This is a genomic window from Helicobacter pylori (genome assembly GCF_006440215.1).
GTDB classification, from domain to species: domain Bacteria; phylum Campylobacterota; class Campylobacteria; order Campylobacterales; family Helicobacteraceae; genus Helicobacter; species Helicobacter pylori_CS.
In genome coordinates, this window is record NZ_VEZH01000006.1 from 1 (window position 1) to 22,546 (window position 22,546).

Sequence of the window (22,546 nt, forward strand, 5' to 3'; positions counted from 1 at the left end):
CCACTAAATACAACCCCCCTTTAGCGATCCCCCCACCTAAAACAATATCCAACTCGCTTTGAGTGGAAGAAAATTTCACCACTTCTTCATGCTCAATTTCAGCGATAGAAACGCTTTTTTGCGCTTGTGGGATCGGATTTTTAAGCGTGTTTAAAACTTCCTTTTGGGCTTGGTTCAATTCTATAAAACTCTCCCATGCGTTGCATTGAACGCACTTGCCTAGCCACTTAGGGCTTGTAAAACCGCAATGCTGACACTCAAATAAAGAAGTTTTTTTAGCCAAAATACCACTCTTTTTAAAATCACACAGCTAAAAACTAGATAAAAACGGACTTTTGATTTTGTTCTATAGCAAAACTCATAAAGCTAGACTAAAAACAAGTTAAAAAGTTATCAAGGGCCATTTTGTTCTATTTTTCTTAAAGCCTTCAAAATATAGCGTTTGATATAAGATCCGACGCTTTCTTCTTCTTCGTTAGCCATTTTCTCTAGTTTTTGGTATTGCTCATCAGAAAAATACAAGCTTACAGCACGAGTTTTTTTATTAGCGTCTGCTTTTGGTTTGCGTCCTAGTTTATTTTTAGTTCCCCTTAAGTGAGTTTCATCTGTGTTTTCTGTCTTTTCCATCAAGTTCCTTCAATCATCATCGCAAATCGCTTCAAAATAGCATATTAGCATAAAAGTAGCGTATAATGAATAATGCCACAAGCACTAATCATTCCTTATCTTAAGTTTATTAGCACTCGCTTGAAAAAGGCATTGACCCCCTAAAAATATCAAAATAAATTAAATCGGTAACACCCTGATACTGCGATCCAATAATTCCTGCAAGGCGTTTTCAATGGCAAATAAAGTCCCGGTAGTCGCGCTCATGCACCCATCGCATGCCCCCATGTAGCGGATATACACATCAATGTAATCATCGCTTTCTTTAATGTCTAAAATTTCTAAATCCCCTCCGTCCATCATAAGCATAGCGCGGATATTTTCATCAATGACTTTATCCACGGCTTTAATCTTTTGAACCATAGTCATTTCCCTGAAAGCCAATTCCCCATTTTGGGATTTATTAGCGGTGGCTTTAAGTTTTTCAGCTTCCATCTCTTCGCGCACTTCTTTAAGAATATCCACCAGGTAATAATCCCTTTTTTCATGCCCTCCAGGCCTCACACAGCTTTTACAAAAAGCACCGGCTTTAGTGTAGTTAGTGATTTCTTCAACGCTTTTTAAATCATTGAGCCTAATCACTTCTTTAATCGTGCCTAAACTCACCCTAGCACACTCGCACACGATGATTTCTTCTTCAAAATCTTCAGCGTTTTTGCCTAAATACATGCCGGCAGCTTTTTTGATCACATCATACGCCATCACCGAGCAGTGCATTTTTTGCCCAGGGACAGCCGGCGTGTCCGGATCGTCTCTTAAGCCTCTTTCCACATCTAAGTTCGTGATTTTTACCGCATCTTGGACTCTTTTATTCAAACACAACTCCACCATCATGTCTGAGCTTGCGATCGCCGTCCCGCAACCAAAGCTTTTAAACTTCGCGTCAATAATTCTATCCGTGCTTTCATCTACAAGCCAATACAGCCTCACCGCATCACCGCATGCCTCTGCGCCATAATCCGCCACAATGAGCTTAGCGTTTTTATTTTTAGCCTGCTCCTCGGTGATGACCCCTAAATGCGTAGGGTTGTCCATGCGCCTTTGAACTTCTTTAGAATACGCATCCCAGAGAACCGAACCCACTAAATCATGTTTTGCCATTTTGATTCCTTTATATTCTTTTTAATAAGAGCTTGAAATGTTTCTCAATCTTATAGCCGCTTGAGAGAAAACTTCAATCGTTTTATCAATTTCAGCTTCCGTGTTAAAACGGCTCAATGAAAGCCTGATAGCGGTATGAGCTAATTCCTTACTCGCTCCAATCGCTACCATGACAGGATTAGCCTCTAAATCCTCACTCGCACACGCGCTCCCTGTGGAAGCAGCGATATTAGAGCGGTTCAAATCCCACAGCATGGCCTCTCCTTCAATCCCTCTCACGCTGACTAAAGTCGTGTTAGGCACACGATGGATTCGATCCCCCACCACCATCACATCAGGGATTTTCAAAAGCGCTTCTTCTAGTTTGTCGCGCAACTTCCCTACCACTTCTTTTTCATAGTCTAAATGCTCTACGGCTAATTTCATCGCTTCGCCCATGCCCACAATATAAGGCACATTCAAAGTCCCGCTGCGCCTGCCATTCATATGCTCCCCGCCATGAAAAAGAGGGGTTAATCCCACCCCACTTCTAATATACAACCCCCCAATGCCTTTAGGCCCATGAAACTTGTGTGCGCTAAAAGAAAGAAAATCCGCATTCGCTTTCAACACATCTACAGGGATTTTACCAATCGCTTGCACCGCATCGGTATGGAACAACACGCCCTTTTCTTTACAGATAGCCCCAATTTCTTCAATAGGGAAAATGAGACCGGTTTCATTATTCGCCCACATCACGCTCACTAAAGCGGTTTTTTCTGTGATCGCTTCTTTGACTTGATCGGCGGTGATACTCCCATGCTCATTAATGGGCAAGTAAGTAACTTCCACCCCCAAGCTTTCTAAAAAATTGCAAGTGGATCGCACTGCCGGATGCTCTGCAACCGTGGTTATAATATGGTTTTTGCCTTTTTTCAAGCATTCATCAAAATACACGCCCTTTAAAACCCAATTATTGCTTTCTGTCGCGCAAGAAGTGATGATCACATCATCTATATCCCTAGCGTTAATGCCTTTATAAAGCTTATCTAGCGCTTCTGCAATGGCTGGGTGGGTTTCTGTGCCAAACTGGTGCAACGAGCTAGGATTCCCATAATGATCCCTTAAAAAAGGATCCATGATCTCTTTGACTTTAGGGTCAATTCTAGTTGTAGCGTTATTGTCTAAATAAATTCGTTGTAACAAAGTTAATATTCTCCTCAAAAATTTTACATAGATTTTCTTATCTAAGTCTAAATTATGATTAAATACAAGATATTTTCTTAATTTTAACTTAAAATAAGATGAATTTTTGAAAACATTTTGAGAAATGCGAATACCCCCATTAAAAACCAACAACAGCCGCTACCAACCCGCTTAAGGTTTTTTAAGGGGTCTCCCACGCCTATCTTTTAAAGCATCTATCCCCCCTTGTTGGTAACGCTTCTCCCACACATAGAGTTTTTGCAATTGTTTCGCTACTTCTTTTTTAGTGGGTTTAATACCCCTAAGGTTATAAAGAGCGGTAACGATAATGGGTTTTGGGATATTAAACCTTTGGATAAATTCCAAACAATCTTTTTTGAGTTGGGAGTCTTGCTTGTTTTTAGTAATATCCACATGGCTTAAATATTGCAACACATAAAGGCGTTTTTCTTCATCTTCTTGTGCGATTTCTGGGGCTAACTCCATCCCTTGACTAACGCTTTTAAAAAACTTATTTGAAGTCTCTTGGGCGGGATAAACGCTCAAATAAGTTTCTAGTAAAGAAATCACTCTTTTTTGCTGTTCCAATAGTGCGTCTATCTTGGTGCTCAAACGATTTATTTTACTTTCCATGCGTTCAATACTAACCACTAAAAATAAATAGCTATTTAATCATTAAAAATGATTATTCTAATATCATGCTCCAAATTAAGATGTATTTTTATGATCATGCTACAATAAGAAAACGCAAAACGATTTCAAAGAAAAAGGGCTTAAAATGAAAACTTTTGAAGTGATGATTCAAACCGATTCGCAAGGGTATTTGGACGCTAAATTTGGCGGTAACGCTCCTAAAGCGTTTCTCAATCCAAACGGCTTACCCACTTATTCGCCTAAAATCTCATGGCAAAAAGTAGAAGGCGCTCAAAGCTATGCGTTAGAACTCATCGATCATGACGCTCAAAAAGTGTGCGGCATGTCGTTTGTCCATTGGGTCGTAGGCAATATTGCTCATAATGTTTTAGAAGAAAACGCTTCCATGATGGATAAAAGGATTACTCAAGGGGTCAATTCGCTCACTCAAGGCTTTATCCGTTCTCCTCTTAATGAAAGCGAAAAACAACGCTCCAATCTCATTAACAGCGTCTATATCGGTCCCATGCCCCCTAATGGCGATCACCATTACTTGATTCAAGTGTATGCCTTAGACATTCCTAAACTTGAATTAAAAGCCCCTTTTTTCTTAGGCGATTTGCATGATAAAATGCGCAACCATATCATCGCCATAGGGAGAAAGGAATTTTTATACAAGCAGTTTGTAAGGAAATAGGCTGCATGCTTGCAGCTATCTTTCCGCTAAATTGAATTTTTGATACATCTCTAAAATCCTCTTTTCATCTAGCATGCTTTCTTCAATCCTTGTGCCTATCAAGTCGGCATGGTGCTTTTTAAATTCTTGTAAAGGGATCAAATCGTCATAAACGATAGCGTTTCGTCTCTTTTTAGCTAAAGGGAAGTGCCATTGCACCATTTCCTTATCTCTAATATGGTGTTTGTCTTTAAGCTTTAGGACTTCATAACTTTCATCATTGTAGCGCCAAATTTCAAAAGGCTCGCAATCGTTATACAATAACCAATGATCCCCCCATGCGTCTAAAAAACCAAAATCCCCATCATTACGAACAAACACTTCAAAATCTTGCACCACAAAATTAATGCGCGAATACATCACAACCTCTTTAATGCTCTTAGGGATATAAAAACTTTCATAAAGCTTTTTAGCGTCATAGATATGATCAACATCAATTTTTACTACCCACTCATTTTTAGGGATAAAAGAAAGCGTATAATTATAGTAATGATAAAGTTGGTGCCACAAACTCGGGCAATCCTTTAGTATGACTTCATAAGGATAGCTGATAGGGATAAATGAGGGGAACTTTTGACAAAACTCTAAAATCACTTCTTTAGAGCCATCATCGCAATCATTAAAACCAATGACCCCCCTTTGAATGGCAGGAAGCATAGAAAACAAACTCTCTTCTAAAGTAACGATTTCATTTTTGACTCTAATAAAAGCCCATGGGTTTAGAGGGCTTTTAGGGTTTTGACTTTTTTTATCGTAGTCAAAATAACCTGAATGCGTGGGATTGGGTAGAGTTAAAGTGGGATGGATAACCCTATCTTCTAAATGACCCCCCCCCATAATTATAATTAAGAGAACTATTTTTATAAATACTCCTATTGCGTTCCATGAAGCTTTCATTATTTAAAGAAGCGATAGCTAAAAACACGCTTTCTTGATAATCATGGTTGAATAAAGCTTCTTCTTGAAGAGAACGAAGTTTTTTAGCCTCTAACATTTCCTTAATTTCATGATTGATTCCACAATAAGCGTCCCTATCATGGGCGTTTTCATGGGTGTTTTTTGCCTCTTTTAAACCACGAACGCACCTCATTACAAAAGGCATTCTCTCTTTAACAAAACCCTTGATTTTATTTTTTAACCCCATAAAAACTCCTAATTGAAATAAAACGCTATTAAAAAGCGAAATCTTATTATACTACACTCTCGCTACACTTCCAAAACGCTCCCTAACTTCTTTGTCTAATTCTAGCACTTCATCTAAAGTAGAGAGCTTGAAAGATTTTTTAGCGTACAATTCTAAGGCTTGAGAAATGATTTGAATAAAGCCACCAAAGGCGATTTCTTGATTTAAAAACTTCTTCATCGCCACTTCATTGCTCGCATTCAGCACCACGCCAAGCTTTGGGTTTTCCAACAACAAGTCTTTATAACGCCACAAAGTGTAGCGCTCCATGCTAATGGGTTCAAATTTAATCGCGCTTAAGGCGTATAAATCTAAGGGCTTAATGGAAGCGTTCAAGGAAGCTAATTTAGGGTTAATGGCATAGCTTATGGGTAGTTTCATGTCCGCGCTCGCTAAATGCGCGATGACAGAGTTGTCTTCAAACTCCACCAAAGCATGCACGATAGAGCTTCTTTCAATCAGCGCATCAATCTTTAAAGACGCCCCAAAAAGCCAATAAGTTTCTAAAATTTCAAAAAGCTTATTGACCATGCTCGCTGAATCAATGGTGATTTTAGATCCCATGCTCCAGTTAGGGTGCTTGAGCGCGTTTTGCGCGTTTTGAATAGGAATGAGTTCTAAAGGCGTGTCCCTGAAAGCCCCCCCACTCGCGCTAATGATTAAAGATTTAGGCTTTAAAGTCTTGTTTTGCAACAACGCCCACAAACCAAAATGCTCGCTATCAATGGGCGTGATTTTGGAAATGTCTAATAAATGCCCCGCGCTCACTAAGCTTTCTTTATTCGCTAGGGCTAGTTTTTTGTTCCTTTGTAAGCTTTTAAAGCTCGCTTTCAATCCTGCCACACCCACAATAGCGTTAAGGACTAAATTGGAAACGCACTCTTCTATCATCGCATCAATGCCCTCTAACCCTACAAACACTTTCGCACCCAAAGGCTCTAAATTATTCAAATCGTTAGGATCTAAAATCGCTACTTTTTTGGGTTTGAAAACTTGGATTTGCTCATTGATTAAAGCGATATTTTTCCCACAGCTTAAGGCTTCTATTTCTACACCAAATTTTTTTGCGATTTTTAAGGCGTTTTTCCCAATAGAGCCGGTGCTTCCTAAAACAACCATTCAATCCCCTAAAAACACCGCCGTTTCTTTCCAAACTTCTAAAAAATACAACAACGCATGCAAGCCTAAAGCCCCAAAAAGCATGGAATCCAATCTATCTAAAACGCCCCCATGCCCAGGTAAAATCTTACCGCTATCTTTGATCCCGGCCTTTCTTTTCAAATAGCTTTCATACAAATCCCCAAACACCGCCATAAGAGCGATTAAAAAACTAAATAGAAGCGCCATAAGAAAGCCTCCGCTCAATTTCCCCATGCCCACAAACGATCCTAAAACGCTCGCCAAAACAACGCCAATCAACGCACCCTCTAAGGTTTTATTCGGCGAAGTGGGTGTGAAAGAGATTTTGCCTAAAAGCTTGCCTCCAAAAAACGCCCCCACATCGCTTGCAACCACCACGACTAAAAGCCAAATGATCGCTACCGCACCAAAATCCTTATAAACCCCAAAAAGCGCAAAAAACCCAACGCCCGGGTATAAAAAGGGTAAAATGGCTTCGCTATGGTGTGCTTTTTGATAAGCGATGATGCTAGCCATGACCATGGCACTGATAAGAGCGCATTCTATAGGGTGCCCGTTAAAATACGCCGCTACCCATGACAACACTAAAATAAGATACAGGCTAAAACTCGCTTTAACTTGGAATAGTCTTAACGCTTCAGAAAACCCTACTAGATAAATCCCCCCTAAAACCGCCCAAAACAACAACAAATTGTCCGCATACAAAATAAAACCTGCCGCAACGATTAAAACAAACCCTGTAATGTAACGAGACTTTTCTTTAAATAACTCTTCTTTCACTTTTTTCCTTAATCAATTAAATACCAGCGGAACTAAACAATAGCTGAACGCGCTAATCAAAACAACCCCTACCAAATTAAGCCACAAACCGGCTTTAATCATATCCGTTATTTTAACATACCCAGAGCCATAAGCTATCGCATTGGGTGGGGTGGCTACAGGGAGCATGAACGCGCAAGTCGCGCTCAAGGCTACAGGAATGGTCAATAACAAGCTCTGATGGTTTTCATAACCCATGCCCATCGCCACTCCCCCAATCACCGGTAAAAACGCCGCAGCAGTGGCGGTGTTAGAAGTGATTTCGGTTAAGAAAATGACCATTAAAGTGACCATGACAATGATGAATAAAATCGGTAAATGCGAAAAGCCAGAGACTAAATGCCCGATCCACAAACTCAACCCGGTTTTAGAAAATTGCGCGCTCAAGGCTAACCCGCCACCAAATAAAAGCAACACATCCCAAGGGAGTTTTTTGGTAGTGTCCCAATCAATGAGCCTATCGCCCTGATTATTAGCGGGCAAAATGAATAAAAGCACAGAAACCCCCATAGCGATCACTGAATCAATTTTATCTATCTTAACACCCCAAGATTTTAAAATCGTATCTAAAAAAATCCACCCTAAAGACGCCAAGATAAAAATAACGCCCACAGAGATTTCCGCCTGACTCAAACGGCCTAATTTTTTTAACTCTACCCTAATGACTTCCTTACCCCCTGGGATTTCTTTAATCTTTAAAGGGAAGATCACATAAGTGAGCAAGAGCCACGCTAAAATGAGCATGATGAAAGCTAACGGCGTCCCAAACACCATCCACTGAGCGAAATCAATTTCAATATTGAAAGCGGTTTTCATATAGCCGGCTAATAAAGCGTTAGGCGGCGTGCCAATAAGAGTGCCTAAAGAGCCAATAGAAGCCGCATAAGCGATGCCAAGCATCAAGCAAATACTGAAATTCGTGCGATAAATGATGGTCTTTTCTTGAATGACTTGGGTAATATCTTTGCCCTTATGCACGATATTTCCCATAATACCCCCATGCGCTTTGGTGATTTCTTCTTTTTGATGCCATGAATTAGAGGCGTTTTCTTTGCCCACAAGTTTAGCGACTAATTGCAAAACGCTCATGCCAATAGGGAGCATCATCACCGCCGTTGCGGTATTACTCACCCACATAGACAGAAAGCCTGTAGCTATCATGAAACCTAAAATCAACCTCCTAGGGCTTGTGCCTACTAATAAAATAATGCTTAAAGCGATGCGCGTGTGCAAGTTCCATTTTTGCATGCTTAAAGCTAAAATAAACCCTCCCATAAAAAGAAAGATAATCGGCGATGCGTAAGAAGAGCTGATATTAGCGAATTGATCCACGCTAAAGACGCTAAAAAGCACCAAAGGTAAAAGCGCGGTTGCAGGCAAGTCAATGGCTTCAGTCATCCACCATACCCCCATTAAAACAGCCACCCCAGCCACAACAGGCATCGCCTTATAATTTAAGGAATTAAGCTTGGGGATTTCTTCTACAATATGAGGCAGTTGAGCGTTTAAAGCGTAATAGATAATGAGCGCGATTGACACCCCTCCTATTAACCCTAACAAGCGCACGATCTTAGTGCTTTTATCATCGGTGCGCGTATCTGTATGCGTATTGGCATGCGAATGATTTTCCATTTTATTTTACCCTTTAAAATTACTAACCTCCATGCTACAATAAAACTCATTTAAAACTAAGATTTTAGAAAAATCATATTAAAATAGGAAAAAGAGTGGTAAAAGAAAGTGATATTTTAGTGATTGGTGGGGGGCATGCAGGCATTGAAGCGAGCTTGATTGCAGCCAAAATGGGGGCTAGAGTGCATCTAATCACCATGCTCATAGACACGATCGGTTTGGCGAGCTGTAACCCGGCGATTGGAGGCTTGGGTAAAGGGCATTTGACTAAAGAAGTGGATGTTTTAGGGGGGGCTATGGGGATTATTACGGATAATAGCGGTTTGCAATATCGTGTGTTAAACGCTTCTAAAGGGCCAGCAGTTAGAGGGACTAGAGCGCAAATTGATATGGATACTTACCGCATTTTTGCAAGGAATCTTGTTTTAAACACCCCTAATTTGAGCGTCTCTCAAGAAATGACTGAAAGTTTAATCATTGAAAATGATGAGGTAGTGGGCGTAACCACAAACATTAACAACACTTATAAAGCTAAAAAAGTGATCATCACCACAGGCACTTTTTTAAAAGGGGTGGTGCATATTGGCACGCACCAAAACCAAAACGGGCGCTTTGGGGAAAACGCTTCTAATTCTTTAGCCTTGAATTTAAGGGAGCTTGGCTTTAAGGTGGAAAGGTTAAAAACCGGCACTTGCCCAAGAGTGGCAGGCAATAGCATTGATTTTGAAGGCTTAGAAGAGCATTTTGGGGACACAAACCCTCCCTATTTTAGCTATAAAACCAAAGATTTTAACCCCACCCAACTCTCATGTTTTATCACTTACACCAACCCTATTACCCACCAAATCATTAGGGATAATTTCCACCGAGCCCCCCTATTTAGCGGTCAAATTGAAGGCATAGGCCCAAGGTATTGCCCTAGCATTGAAGATAAGATCAACCGATTCAGCGAAAAAGAACGCCACCAGCTGTTTTTAGAGCCTCAAACCATTCACAAAAGCGAATATTATATCAACGGCTTAAGCACCTCTTTACCCCTAGATGTGCAAGAAAAGGTCATCCACTCTATCAAAGGCTTAGAAAACGCTCTCATCACGCGCTATGGCTATGCGATAGAGTATGATTTTATCCAGCCCACGGAATTGACCCACACTTTAGAAACCAAAAAAATCAAGGGGCTTTATTTGGCCGGGCAAATCAATGGGACTACCGGCTATGAAGAAGCGGCAGCTCAAGGGCTTATGGCTGGGATTAATGCGGTATTAGCTTTAAAGAATCAAGACCCCTTTATTTTAAAGCGCAATGAAGCTTACATCGGCGTTTTGATTGATGATTTGGTTACTAAAGGCACGAATGAGCCTTACAGAATGTTTACCAGCCGAGCCGAATACCGCTTGCTTTTAAGAGAGGACAACACGCTTTTTAGGTTAGGCGAACATGCCTATCGTTTAGGGCTTATGGAACAGGATTTTTATAAGGAATTAAAAAAAGACCAACAAGAGATACAAGACAATCTCAAACGCCTTAAAGAATGCGTCCTTACCCCTAGCAAAGAAGTGTTAAAACGCTTGAACGAATTAGACGAAAACCCTATCAATGACAAGGTTGATGGCATTAGCCTTTTAGCACGCGATAGTTTTAATATAGAAAAAATGCGCTCCTTTTTCAGCTTTTTAGCCCCCTTGAGTGAGCGGGTTTTAGAGCAGATTAAAATTGAATGCAAATATAATATTTATATTGAAAAGCAACACGAAAATATCGCTAAAATGGACAGCATGCTCAAAGTTTCTATCCCTAAAAATTTTGTGTTTAAAGGCATTCCAGGCTTAAGCTTAGAAGCGGTAGAAAAGTTAGAAAAATTCCGCCCCAAAAGCCTTTTTGAAGCCTCAGAAATCAGCGGGATCACCCCGGCGAATTTAGATGTTTTGCATTTATACATCCATTTGCGGAAAAACTCTTAAAGGATTTTTAATGGACGCTTTAGAAATCACCCAAAAGCTCATCAGCTACCCCACCATTACACCCAAAGAATGCGGTATTTTTGAATACATTAAATCGCTTTTTCCTACTTTTAAAACTCTAGAGTGTGGAGAAAACGGCGTGAAAAACCTTTTTTTATACCGCATTTTTAACCCTTCCAAAGAGCATATAAAAGGAAAGCATGCAGAAGAAAATGTTAAACCCTTGCACTTTTCTTTTGCAGGGCATGTTGATGTCGTGCCTCCTGGAGATAATTGGCAAAGCGATCCCTTTAAACCCGTTATTAAAGAGGGGTTTTTATACGGCCGTGGGGCGCAAGACATGAAAGGAGGCGTGGGGGCGTTTTTGAGCGCGAGTTTAAATTTTAACCCTAAAACCCCTTTTTTGCTTTCTATTTTACTCACAAGCGATGAAGAAGGGCCAGGGATTTTTGGCACAAAACTCATGTTAGAAAAACTCAAAGAAAAAGATTTATTGCCCCATATGGCACTTGTGGCTGAACCCACTTGCGAAAAAGTCCTAGGCGATAGCATCAAAATTGGCCGAAGAGGCTCTATTAATGGCAAACTCATTTTAAAAGGCGTTCAAGGGCATGCGGCTTACCCAAAAAAATGCCAAAACCCCATTGATGCGCTCGCTTCTGTTTTGCCCTTGATTTCAGGAGTTAATTTAGACGATGGCGATGAGTATTTTGACCCTTCAAAATTGGTTATCACCAACTTGCATGCAGGATTAGGGGCGAATAACGTTACACCCGCAAGCGTAGAAATCATCTTTAATGCACGCCATTCTTTAAAAACCACCAAAGAGAGCTTGAAAGAATATTTAGAAAAAGTTTTAAAAAGCGTGCCTCACACTTTAGAATTAGAGTCAAGCAGTTCGCCTTTCATCACGGCTTCTCATTCAAAACTTACCAGCGTTTTAAAAGAAAATATTTTAAAAACATGCCACACCACCCCCCTTTTAAACACCAAAGGCGGCACGAGCGATGCGCGATTTTTTAGCGCTCACGGCATAGAAGTGGTGGAATTTGGCGCGATTAATGACAGGATCCATGCCATTGATGAAAGGGTGAGCTTGAAGGAATTAGAGCTTTTAGAAAAGGTGTTTTTGGGGGTTTTAGAGGATTTAAGCGAGAAATGAATGGGGAATGGTTTTGGCGTAAGGGTTTTATTTTTAATACCAACGCTTTTTTCGCTGGCAAAAACCACCAAACCAACTCAAGCTTTACATGCTAGTATCCATTTATTATAGCCTTATAAGAGTGGGGTCATGCTTGACAAAGTAACCAAAGCTTGCTATAATCTCTTAGCCCTTTTTTGTTTTTTGCAGTTTTTAATGTTAATGTTCCTGTTGTGTTAAAAATTAAAATCCTTAAGGGCTTTTACCAAGCCACTCTTAAAGGGGTGGCTCGATCAACTTTTTAAAACAAACTCTTTTAATACAGCTTCTCACTAATATCCCCTATCGCATGGCAATCCAACTCAAGCGTTGGAATGTGCTTATTAAAAGAGAAGTGATTCTCAATCATCTTTTTATTTCACCATAAAATGGCATTCAATAAGGCTTTAATCGTCAATATTTGATTATAATTATTAAAGGATTACATTTTTTTATAGGAGATTATCATGCTAGGAAGCGTTAAAAAAACCCTTTTTGGGGTCTTTTGTTTGGGTGCGTTGTGTTTAAGAGAGTTAATGGCAGAGCCAGACGCTAAAGAGCTTGTTAATTTAGGCATAGAGAGCACGAAGAAGCAAGATTTCGCTCAAGCTAAAACGCATTTTGAAAAAGCTTGTGAGTTAAAAAATGGTTTTGGGTGTGTTTTTTTAGGGGCGTTCTATGAAGAAGGGAAAGGAGTGGGAAAAGACTTGAAAAAAGCCATTCAATTTTACACTAAAGGTTGTGAATTAAATGATGGTTATGGGTGCCGCCTACTAGGCAATTTATACTATAACGGACAAGGCGTTTCTAAAGACGCCAAAAAAGCCTCACAATATTACTCTAAATCTTGTGAATTAAACCATGCTGAAGGGTGTACGGTCTTAGGAAGCCTACACCATTATGGCGTAGGCACGCCTAAGGATTTAAGAAAGGCTCTTGATTTGTATGAAAAAGCTTGCGATTTAAAAGACAGCCCAGGGTGTATTAATGCAGGATACATGTATGGTGTAGCAAAAAATTTTAAGGAGGCTATCGTTCGTTATTCTAAAGCATGCGAATTGAAAGATGGTAGGGGGTGTTATAATTTAGGGGTTATGCAATACAACGCCCAAGGCACAGCAAAGGACGAAAAGCAAGCGGTAGAAAACTTTAAAAAAGGCTGCAAATCAAGCGTTAAAGAAGCATGCGACGCTCTCAAGGAATTAAAAATAGAACTTTAGTTTTAATGAAGTTAAGCTAAAGGCTGCGTTTAGTTGGTTTTTACGCTTTTTATATTTTAAGGAAAACATAAACCCTACAGAATAATCATTTTTAATGATCATAAAAAGCGTTTATCGCACCCATTCATTCCAAACGCCGTTTTGAGATTGGTATTTTAAGGGTTTAAGCAGTTTTCAAACCCTTAAAAAGGGTTTTTTCCTACAACGCCTTTAATAACACGCTGTTTAAACGCTCATTAAAACTTTTAGCGTCTTTTAAAGCCCCTTTTTCTAGAAGTTTCGCCCCATCATAAAGCAACCAGATAAAAGCGCTCAACTGCTCTTTATCTTCGCATTTTAAGAGTTTTTGTAAAATCGCATGGTTAGGGTTTAATTCTAAAGTTTTCTTGCTTTCAGGCACGCTTTGCCCCATTTGACGCATCCAATTAGCCATCATCGCATTTTGTTCATCGCCTATTAAAGCCACCGCTGAAGTGAGATGGTTAGAAAGCTCTACGCCTTTAATCTCATCTTTAAGATTTTCTTCAAACGCTTTCATTAAATCTTTAAACTGATCTTTTACCTCATCGTTGATTTCTTCCAAACCAAGCTCTTTTAGGCTCTCGCTATGGCTAGCGTCTTTAAAGGGCGTTTTATCGTATTCATCCACGCCTGGCATCACAAACGCATCAATTTCATCGCTCAGTAACAAAACATCATAGCCTTTTTGAGCGTATTTTTCCAAAATGGGGGACGCTTTTAATAAGTCTAAATTTTCGCCTAAAAGGTAGTAAATGCTTTTTTGATTTTCTTTTAAATTTTCTTTGTATTCTTTTAAAGAAACCAATTTTTCTTTGTCTTTAGAATAGAATCTTAACAATTCTAAAAGTTTTTCTTTGTTTTCAAAATCCCCATACAAGCCTTCTTTTAGCACTTTCCCAAAAGGCTCATAGAATTTATGGTAATTTTTTTCATCCTTGCTCAAGCGTTCAATCTCGCTTAAAATCTTTTTCACTGAAGCCGAACGGATATTGGCTAAAATCTTGTTTTGCTGCAAGATTTCACGGCTCACATTCAAGGGTAAATCTTCGCTGTCAATCACGCCTTTAACAAATCTCAAATAAGACGGTAGCAATTCTTTGTCATCATCAGTGATAAACACCCTTTTAACATAAAGTTTGACCCCGCTTTTATAATCCACCCTAAACATGTCAAAGGGCGCTTTGCTAGGGATGTAAAAAAGCGTTGTGTATTCTAAAGAGCCTTCCACCTTATTATGGATATAGCTCAAAGGTTCGCTGTTATCATGTGCAAACGATTGGTAAAATTCTTTGTAATCTTTGTCTTTTAACTCGCTCTTATTCATTTTCCATAAAGCGCTCGCTTGATTGATCTGATCGCATTTTTCTTCTTTATTTTCTTTTTGATTATCCCCTTCGCCCTCGTATTTCGTATCGGTGTAAGTTAAAAAAATAGGGAAAGGGATATGCTCAGAATACTTTTTAACAACGCTATCAATCTCCCAACGGCTCGCAAAATGAGAATCTTCATCTTTTAAAAAGAGGGTGATTTCTGTGCCTTGCTCCTCTTTGACGCATTCGCTGATTTCAAACTTGCCCTTCCCATCGCTCACCCATGCATAAGCTTGCTCGCTGGTTACTTTTTTGGTTTGAACGACAATTTTACTCGCTACCATGAACGCCGAATAAAAGCCCACGCCAAATTGGCCAATCAGCACGCTATCTTTTTTCCTATCCCCACTCAAAGCACCTAAAAAACTCTTCGTTCCTGATTTAGCGATCGTGCCTAGATGCTCAATGAGATCGTTTTTATCCATGCCTATACCATTATCTTTAATCGTTAAGGTCTTTTTCTGGCTATCAAAACTCAAATGAATGCTGGGCGTGGTATTGAGCCCTTTTAATTTTTCATCAGTCAGCATTAAATAATTCAGCTTGTCCAAAGCGTCGCTCGCATTAGAAATCAACTCTCTTAAAAAAATCTCTTTATTAGAATACAAAGAGTGGATCATCAAATCCAAAAGCTGGTTGATTTCAGTTTGGAAGGTGTATTCTTGATTAGACATTGATCTTTTCCTTTAATAAAATTTTTAAGATTATACAATAAAAGCGCGCTTAAAAGGGGTATGCTATGGCTTAAAAAAATAACATGAAAGAATGTTTAATTTTTTAAAAACGATAGCTCATAGAGCTCATAAAATAGCTTCTGTTTTGAATGGTTTGAGCGAAATCAGGGTTGTAACCGCTTGTAAAAAACCCTACCTTATAACCCTTATGCATCGTGATTTGATAGCCATTAACCATTAGCATGAAATAGATATGTTTTTTAAGGTTATATTTAAAAGTAACCCCTAAGCTTTGTGCATCAGCCCTTGGGGAATAGGTCAATTTCCCATACAATTGCACCAAAAGATTTTTAACGCTCTTTCCTATAAAAGCGTTAATGGTCATGGAATTAGCGTTGTAAAAATTGGAATAAGCGTCTTCATAAGGGGTGTCATCTTTAGTGTCATAAAAAGGATCAATTGGTGAGCCGTTCCAGCCTAATTGAGTGCTCCCGTTCCCAAAATTCTTATACACGCTCCAACCAAAAAGATAAGATCGAAAATGCACCCTTTGAAACACAAACAAACTCGCTGCTTTTTTACCCACTAAAGCGGCCCTATAATAATCTTTAGACAGATAATCGCTATAGAGAGGAAACCATGCGTAAAAAGTCGTTTGGATGCGCCAAAGAGATTTCCAATAAGACTTTGTATCATGGGTGATTTCAAATCCAGGAGCGTTAAAATTTTTAGGGTAAAACCAAATAAAAGGCGCGACTCTAATGTATTTATTTTCGTAAATGAGGTTGAAATTGTGCATGCCGTAGTTGGTTTTTTGCTTGTAATTGACAGGAGCGTAAAAATCCCTAATGTATTGCTCATTAGCTAAAGCCCTTCCAAAGGTGCTAAACCACTCTATCTTAAACTTTTTCCACCGGTAAAAAATCTCAAACCCTTGGTTAAACCCGCTCAAAAACAAAGCCTTAGAAGGGTAACGCCCTAGTTTAATCCCAAAAATATCCTTATATTGATAATCTAAATACAGGTTATATAACACATAAGGCCTGGCGTTTTGAGCCTTTTGCTCTCTGGTCCAATTTTGGCTGTGTTGCATCAAATAGCCCTCCCATCGCCCCATGTAATACCAGTTCGCCGGCTGAAACCCTGCCTTAGGGTTGGCCTCATCAATCAAAAACTTCGTGGAATCATACGCTAACGCCCCGATCTCGCCCCCCACCCCAAAACCCAATTTGTGATCTTCAATCCCTTTAGGGAGTAAACTGGAATCAATTTGCAAAGCCCCGGTAGTGGTTACATAACTCCCTGTAGGGTAAATCCCTTTTTTGGAATTGATGACTGACTGGTTGAAAGCGATGCGCGAAAACGATCCCACTCTCGCGCTGATTTGATACTCAAAAGCGCTGAGAAAAACCCCATGCAAAGCTAAAAACCCTAGCCAAACTTTTTGATTAAGCACCCTTTTATCAAACACCTTTTTTATTGAAGTCTGATATTATGCCATAAAACAAACTCGCAAGCCGTTCGCTCATTATAGTTTTGAAAAAAAAAAAAAAACGATAAGATTACAAAAATCCCCCTTTTTAGCGGGTTCAATTTAAAGATTTAAGGACTATGCATGCAAGAGATTATCCCTATTGTCGTGACTTTTGATAATAATTATTGTATCCCTGCTGGCGTGAGCTTATTTTCCATGCTGGCAAACGCCAAACGAGAGAGAGAGAGAGAGTAAAACTCTTTTATAAAATCCATTGTTTGGTGGAGGGTTTAAGCCTAAAGAATATAGCCAAATTAGAAGAAACGATCGCTCCTTTTAGCGCTTTTTCTAGCATAGAGTTTTTAGATATTTCTAATGAAGAATTAGAACCACGCCATAATTACTATAAGCTTGATGTTTTAATAGCGAGTGAAATTAAAAAATTGTATTTAAAGCTCAATGCTTTTTCGCAAAAACGCTTTTCTAAAATGATTTTGTGCCGTTTCTTTTTTGCCTCCCTTTTCCCCCAATACGATAAGATGATCATGTTTGATGTGGACACTTTGTTTGTGAATGATATTAGCGAGAGCTTTTTTGTCCCCCTTGAAACGCATTATTTTGGGGCTGTGAGGGAAAAAGATTTGATCGCTATGAACAGGAATTCGGCTAAGGATTTATACGAATTACGCCAAATGCACGCAAAATCTATCGGCGTCGCTGACGCTTTCCCTGATTTAAAAGAAGCTCAAATCCTTTTTGACAACTACTTTAACGCCGGGTTTTTAGCCTTAAATTTAAAATCATGGCGTGAAGAAAATCTTGAAAACCAATTGATTGGATTTTTCCTTTTGAAACATGAAAAACTTTTATTTAGCGATCAAGATGCTTTGTGTTTTGTGTGCCGTGGGAGGATTTTAGAATTGCCTTATTCATACAATGCCCACCCTAGTTTCCTTGATACGCCCTCATTCCCTAGCACTAAAGAAGCGCGCATGCTGCATTTTTGGGGCGATAAACCCTGGAAACTCTTAAGCGTCATTGGCGCGAAAAAATGGCATGAAGTATTGATTGAAACGCCTTTTAAAGGCACTTATTTTAACGCTCCCTTTTTAGATCACCTCTTTGAATCCTTTCAAAATAGGGATAAAGAAATCCAAAACAGGGATAAAGAAATCCACGCTCTTAATAAAATCCTGTCTTTTTCAGACAGACGGCATTCTTTTGAATTTCTTCTGCCCAAGCTTTCTTCTAAACTCCTTATAGAATTTTTGCTTTTTAAAGCCAAACAAAAAGTGAAACGACTGATTAAAAGGGTTTAAAAACCCTTTTAAAACTAATGCGAGCAGGCATGGGTTTGTGTGGGCTGGATGTCTTTATTATCGGCTAGTTTTTCCTTTTTTACTCTCTCTAAAAAAGCGCTCAAATCTTGTGCCATTTTTTCAAAAATCTTAGTGCTCACGCTATTAGGGTGAGAAATCACAATCGGTTCGCCCCTATCCCCCCCTAAACGCACTTTAGGCTCTAAAGGGAGCTTGGCTAAAATCTGCGTGTGGTAAGCTTCTAGCAACTCATTCATGGAACTTGAGCCAAAAATCTCGCTCTCTTTCTTGCAATGCTCGCACACAAAACTCCCCATATTTTCTACAATGCCTGCAATAGGAATGTGTAATTTCTTAAACATGTCCAAACTCCGTTTAGCGTCATCTAAACTCACTATTTGAGGAGTCGTAACGGTGATTCCTGCACTCAAAGGCACAGCTTGGGCTAGCGTGAGCTGCGCATCGCCTGTTCCTGGGGGCATATCCACCACTAGCACATCTAAATCCCCCCAAATAATATCGCTTAGCATCTGCTCAATCGCTCGCATAAGCATAGGTCCTCTCCAAATGAGACTCTGCCCTTCATCATACAAAAGCCCCATGCTCATCACAGAAACGCCAAAAGCCTTTAAAGGAATGAGTTTTTTACCGCTAGGATCCATGATCACATCAGCGTTCTGTAAACCCATCATTCTAGGGATATTAGGGCCATACACATCAGCGTCTAACAACCCCACTTTTTGGTTTAAATTCGCTAAAGCGATGCTTAAATTCACGCTGGTGGTGCTTTTACCCACACCGCCCTTACCCGAGCTTATCATCACTACATGCTTGATATTTTTAGCCAGATTTTTAGTGGTGGGTTTTGGGGCTTGGGGCTTTGGCGGAGTTTTAATATCCAAATTCAAAGCTTTCACGCCTATTTCTTGCATCGCTTTGGAGATATTTTCCCTTAAAATCGCGCTCGTTTCTTCAGAGCTTGAGGGGATTTCTATTAAAAGCCCTAATTGATTGTCATGCAAAGCGATGTTTTTGACAAAACCAAAGCTGACAATATCCTTTTCAAAATTAGGGTAAATAATCGCTTTTAACGCGTTTAAGACATCTTCTTGGGTGAGCATTTTAATCCTTAAAATGATAGTATTTGGATTTTCTTTATAGCATGTTTTGTTTAATTTTGCATCATAAATGAAATTTGCGTTTTCAAAAAGGATAGGGCATGAAATTTTATAAGCGTGTTTTGAAATTGCACCATTTTAGGAATTTGGGTAAAAACTCGGCTACGGAATTGCTTTTAAATTCAAGTTTTGAAAAACATGGGGGGTTGGTGATCTTGGTGGGGGAAAACAATGTCGGTAAAAGCAATGTTTTAGAAGCCTTGAAAATCTTTAATGATGCGGATGTTAAACTTTGTAATGAGAACGATTATTTTAAAACCCATGAATCTAAAGAAGCCACTTTGAGCTTGGAAGAAGAAACCATCCTTGATCATAAAATCACAGATTTTTCTTGCGTGGATTTGAAAATCCAAACTAAAGAGATTAGCGAGGGATTAAAGGAATTATCAAAAACATTAATCAGCTATCCTTTTTGTGTTTTTGTGGGGAGTTTTATAAACCTCATCATGTCTTATGGCGCATTAGATTCGTTTTTAAAATCCTACAAAGAAAAATTAAAATTGAGCGCATTTTCAACTAAACAAAACAGCAATCTGCTTTTCAAAGAATTAATTAAACATTTGAGCACTAACAATCAATTGGTTAAAAATTTTTGTCAGTGCATGAGAGAAATTATAGAGCATAACGCTCCTGACAAAGAATACAAACCCAATCAATTTTTTATAATGGGGAAAAACAGACAAAATCAATTAGCAAAAATTTATTCTCGTTTTAAAGAACTTAGTGGAAGTGAAATTAAAACAAAAGATATGGAATATATTTCAAAAAAAATAAAAAGTTTAGATGAAATCTTTAAAACTACTGACTTTAATACAAAATTCACACCAGAAACTGAAGTGAAAGATATTATTAAAGAAATAGAAGAAAAATACCCTATCAATGAAAATTTTAAAAAACAATTTGAGGAGTTTGAATCAAATGTTAAGAAATATGATGAAGCAAGAAAGGATTTTGAGCGAAGAAAAGAGTCGCTGATCCGAGAGATTGAATATTACTGCAAAAATCAAAAAACGCTAAAATTTAATGATGATGTTTTGCTAGATAATATCCAACAAACATGCAGAGAATATACAGCAAGTCATGTTGTCAGCAATGAGTCTAAAGATGTGAAATCCATGATGTGCCAGTTTTATTTGGAAAAAATGGAATTGTTATCAAATTCAAAAATTAGGCGATACCAATACGATGATCTTTTGAAATCAGCAAAAATATCTCTGTGGGAGAGTATAAAAATTTTAGACAATGAGAGTGGCGCTCGTTTGTTCCCTAAAAATATTGATGGAATCAAAGAAAAATTTAAGGACAACAGGGAAAAATTCAAACAAAGTGAGAGCGTTTCAGAGATCATAAGGCATTGCAGAGAGTGTAATCCTTATACAGCGTTTCAAGGTTTAAGAAACAGAGTTAATTTTCCCTTGAAAGATCATTCATTGGATGAATTTGTGCCAAATACGAGAGAATATAAAGAGCTAAAAATCACAGATAATGATCTTAAGATTAAGTTATTTGAGGATTTTCATTCTCAAATTTTTAAATATTGGTTCTTTCAGTCATTATTTAATAAAATAGATTTTAATCCTGATATAATTTGGCATAGTTTAGAAACTAAGCGAGAATTACAAATAAAATTTGATAAAAATAATGATCTAGAAATTTATTTTAGTCTTAACAAATCGTTTGTTATCCCTGAAAAATACTTACAAGAAATCAACCAAGAGTTATTAAAAGAGATCAAGCGATCAGATTATCCTTTTTCAAAGTGTGAGTATCATAGCGATAATAATATGGTGCAACTCACATTTTCTAAAGATGATGCATCTCCCTTGATGGTTGAAGTAAGTCTTACAGAAATCATGGAATACAACATGCAATCAAGAATAGATTCTTCAATCGCAAAAGAATTCAACAGGCTTTTAGCGATCGCTCAAGATAGTCCTCAAGATAGTTACCAATTGAAAATTCGTGTCCGACACAATAACAAATTTTATGATTATTCAAAGAAATCTACGGCATATGAAATAAAACTTGAAATTCATGATTGCAGAAAATCCGACAATCAAAATGAACCAATCATTTTGAACCAGCAAAGCACCGGCTTCCAATGGGCGTTTAATTTCATGTTTGGTTTTCTCTATAATTGGGGATCACATTTTAGCCTTAACAAGAATATTATCTATGTCATGGACGAGCCAGCCACCCACTTGAGCGTGCCAACCAGAAAGGAGTTTAGGAAGTTTTTAAAAGAATACGCTCATAAAAATCATGTTACTTTTGTTTTAGCCACCCATGACCCCTTTTTGGTGGATACGGATCACTTAGATGAAATAAGGATTGTAGAAAAAGAAACAGAAGGCTCTGTAATTAAGAATCACTTTAACTACCCCCTAAATAATGCGAGCAAAGACTCCGACGCTCTTGATAAAATCAAGCGCTCTTTAGGGGTGGGTCAGCATGTTTTTCACAACCCCCAAAAACACCGAATCATTTTTGTAGAAGGCATCACTGATTATTGCTATTTGAGCGCTTTCAAATTGTATTTCAATAAGCATAATCCACAATACAAAGACAACCCCATTCCTTTCACTTTCTTACCCATTTCAGGGCTTAAAAACAATCCAAACGAGATGAAAGAAACCCTTCAAAAACTTTGCGAATTGGACAACAACCCCATTGTTTTGACAGATGATGACAGAAAATGCGTTTTTAACCAAAAAGCAACGAGCGAACGATTTAAAAAAGCTAATGAAGATTTTGGTAATCCCATCACCATCTTACAACTCTCAAAATGCGATGAAAATTTCAAACAAATTGAAGATTGTTTCAGCGCAAACGATAGAAAAAAATACGCCAAAAACAAGCGCATGGAATTGGCCATGGCGTTCAAAACAAGGCTTTTGTATAGCGGGAAAGACGATGTAATGAGCGAAGAAACAAAAGAAAATTTTAAAAAATTGTTTGAGTGGATAAAAAAAGAGTGCAATAACCCAACAATTAAAAAAGAATATATCAAATTTGATTATAATACCCCACAAATATTATAAAGTGAAAGGATTT

General features: G+C 38.5%; 17 protein-coding genes and 3 pseudogenes. 7 read left to right on the plus strand and 13 right to left on the minus strand.

Translation table 11 applies throughout. The features are described 5' to 3' along the window. The 5 genes and pseudogenes from FIM44_RS03660 to FIM44_RS03680 form a co-directional block, all read right to left on the minus strand. Nucleotides 1-283, minus strand: a pseudogene (locus tag FIM44_RS03660) (DNA repair protein RadA); the annotation flags it as partial. Nucleotides 284-393: 110 nt separating this feature from the next. Beyond that, entirely contained in the window at nt 394-627 is a 234-nt protein-coding gene (locus tag FIM44_RS03665; RefSeq protein ID WP_000415825.1) for a ribbon-helix-helix domain-containing protein, read from the minus strand. A gap of 159 nt (nt 628-786) precedes the next feature. Continuing rightward, entirely contained in the window at nt 787-1,767 is a 981-nt protein-coding gene (locus tag FIM44_RS03670; RefSeq protein WP_140579127.1) for an iron-sulfur cluster assembly scaffold protein, read from the minus strand. 21 nt (nt 1,768-1,788) lie between these two features. Further along, entirely contained in the window at nt 1,789-2,952 is a 1,164-nt protein-coding gene (locus FIM44_RS03675) for a NifS family cysteine desulfurase (RefSeq protein WP_000941647.1), read from the minus strand. 171 nt (nt 2,953-3,123) lie between these two features. Next, on the minus strand, nt 3,124-3,585 hold the full coding sequence (locus FIM44_RS03680; RefSeq protein WP_194148688.1) for a helix-turn-helix domain-containing protein: 462 nt from the start codon (nt 3,583-3,585) through the stop codon (nt 3,124-3,126). Between the two features lie 65 nt (nt 3,586-3,650). On the opposite strand from FIM44_RS03680, the pseudogene FIM44_RS03685 reads away from it, so the two are divergent. Then, a pseudogene (locus FIM44_RS03685) lies at nt 3,651-4,282 on the plus strand (YbhB/YbcL family Raf kinase inhibitor-like protein). 15 nt (nt 4,283-4,297) lie between these two features. Here the strand turns inward: FIM44_RS03685 and FIM44_RS03690 are convergent. Genes FIM44_RS03690 through FIM44_RS03705 form a run of 5 tightly spaced genes read right to left on the minus strand, consistent with a single transcriptional unit; the run spans nt 4,298 to nt 9,095 of the window. After that, entirely contained in the window at nt 4,298-5,158 is an 861-nt protein-coding gene (locus FIM44_RS03690) for a beta-1,4-N-acetylgalactosamyltransferase (RefSeq protein WP_194148689.1), read from the minus strand. Beyond that, the gene (locus FIM44_RS08475; protein WP_194148690.1) at nt 5,133-5,465 is read right to left on the minus strand and encodes a beta-1,4-N-acetylgalactosaminyltransferase; all 333 of its coding nucleotides are present in this window, start codon (nt 5,463-5,465) and stop codon (nt 5,133-5,135) included. The genes FIM44_RS03690 and FIM44_RS08475 overlap by 26 nt, the downstream gene beginning before the upstream one ends. A 51-nt stretch (nt 5,466-5,516) precedes the next feature. Beyond that, entirely contained in the window at nt 5,517-6,623 is a 1,107-nt protein-coding gene (gene dxr, locus FIM44_RS03695; RefSeq protein WP_140579130.1) for a 1-deoxy-D-xylulose-5-phosphate reductoisomerase, read from the minus strand. Next, the gene (locus tag FIM44_RS03700) at nt 6,624-7,424 is read right to left on the minus strand and encodes a phosphatidate cytidylyltransferase (RefSeq protein WP_140579131.1); all 801 of its coding nucleotides are present in this window, start codon (nt 7,422-7,424) and stop codon (nt 6,624-6,626) included. A 12-nt stretch (nt 7,425-7,436) separates the two neighbouring features. After that, nucleotides 7,437-9,095: an SLC13 family permease gene (locus FIM44_RS03705; protein ID WP_140579132.1), complete on the minus strand. Its 1,659-nt coding sequence runs from the start codon at nt 9,093-9,095 to the stop codon at nt 7,437-7,439. 95 nt (nt 9,096-9,190) lie between these two features. Here FIM44_RS03705 and mnmG point away from each other — a divergent pair, with 95 nt between their 5' ends. The 3 genes from mnmG (at nt 9,191) to hcpA (ending at nt 13,456) form a co-directional block, all read left to right on the plus strand. Then, nucleotides 9,191-11,056, plus strand: coding sequence for a tRNA uridine-5-carboxymethylaminomethyl(34) synthesis enzyme MnmG (mnmG, locus tag FIM44_RS03710; RefSeq protein ID WP_140579133.1), 1,866 nt, complete (start codon nt 9,191-9,193; stop codon nt 11,054-11,056). 10 nt (nt 11,057-11,066) lie between these two features. After that, nucleotides 11,067-12,218, plus strand: a complete 1,152-nt coding sequence (dapE, locus tag FIM44_RS03715) for a succinyl-diaminopimelate desuccinylase (RefSeq protein WP_140579134.1) — start codon at nt 11,067-11,069, stop codon at nt 12,216-12,218. Between the two features lie 485 nt (nt 12,219-12,703). Continuing rightward, nucleotides 12,704-13,456 carry a Sel1-like repeat protein HcpA gene (gene hcpA / locus FIM44_RS03725; protein WP_140579135.1) on the plus strand — a complete coding sequence of 251 codons (753 nt, stop codon included), beginning with the start codon at nt 12,704-12,706 and terminating at the stop codon, nt 13,454-13,456. Between the two features lie 199 nt (nt 13,457-13,655). Here hcpA and htpG read toward each other — a convergent pair whose 3' ends face one another. Together htpG and hofA are read right to left on the minus strand one after the other, a co-directional pair. Next, on the minus strand, nt 13,656-15,521 hold the full coding sequence (htpG, locus tag FIM44_RS03730) for a molecular chaperone HtpG (protein WP_140579136.1): 1,866 nt from the start codon (nt 15,519-15,521) through the stop codon (nt 13,656-13,658). 103 nt (nt 15,522-15,624) lie between these two features. Beyond that, on the minus strand, nt 15,625-16,977 hold the full coding sequence (hofA, locus tag FIM44_RS03735; protein ID WP_140579137.1) for an outer membrane beta-barrel protein HofA: 1,353 nt from the start codon (nt 16,975-16,977) through the stop codon (nt 15,625-15,627). Nucleotides 16,978-17,136: 159 nt separating this feature from the next. On the opposite strand from hofA, the gene FIM44_RS08610 reads away from it, so the two are divergent. Then, entirely contained in the window at nt 17,137-17,250 is a 114-nt protein-coding gene (locus FIM44_RS08610; protein WP_231627782.1) for a glycosyltransferase family 8 protein, read from the plus strand. 26 nt (nt 17,251-17,276) lie between these two features. Beyond that, nucleotides 17,277-18,314, plus strand: a complete 1,038-nt coding sequence (locus FIM44_RS03740; RefSeq protein ID WP_238699890.1) for a glycosyltransferase family 8 protein — start codon at nt 17,277-17,279, stop codon at nt 18,312-18,314. Nucleotides 18,315-18,328: 14 nt separating this feature from the next. Here the strand turns inward: FIM44_RS03740 and FIM44_RS03745 are convergent. After that, nucleotides 18,329-19,569: pseudogene (locus FIM44_RS03745) on the minus strand (Mrp/NBP35 family ATP-binding protein). On the opposite strand from FIM44_RS03745, the gene FIM44_RS03750 reads away from it, so the two are divergent. Continuing rightward, nucleotides 19,534-22,533 carry an AAA family ATPase gene (locus FIM44_RS03750; RefSeq protein ID WP_140579140.1) on the plus strand — a complete coding sequence of 1,000 codons (3,000 nt, stop codon included), beginning with the start codon at nt 19,534-19,536 and terminating at the stop codon, nt 22,531-22,533. The pseudogene FIM44_RS03745 and the gene FIM44_RS03750 sit on opposite strands and share 36 nt — an antisense overlap. Nucleotides 22,534-22,546 lie beyond the last annotated feature (13 nt).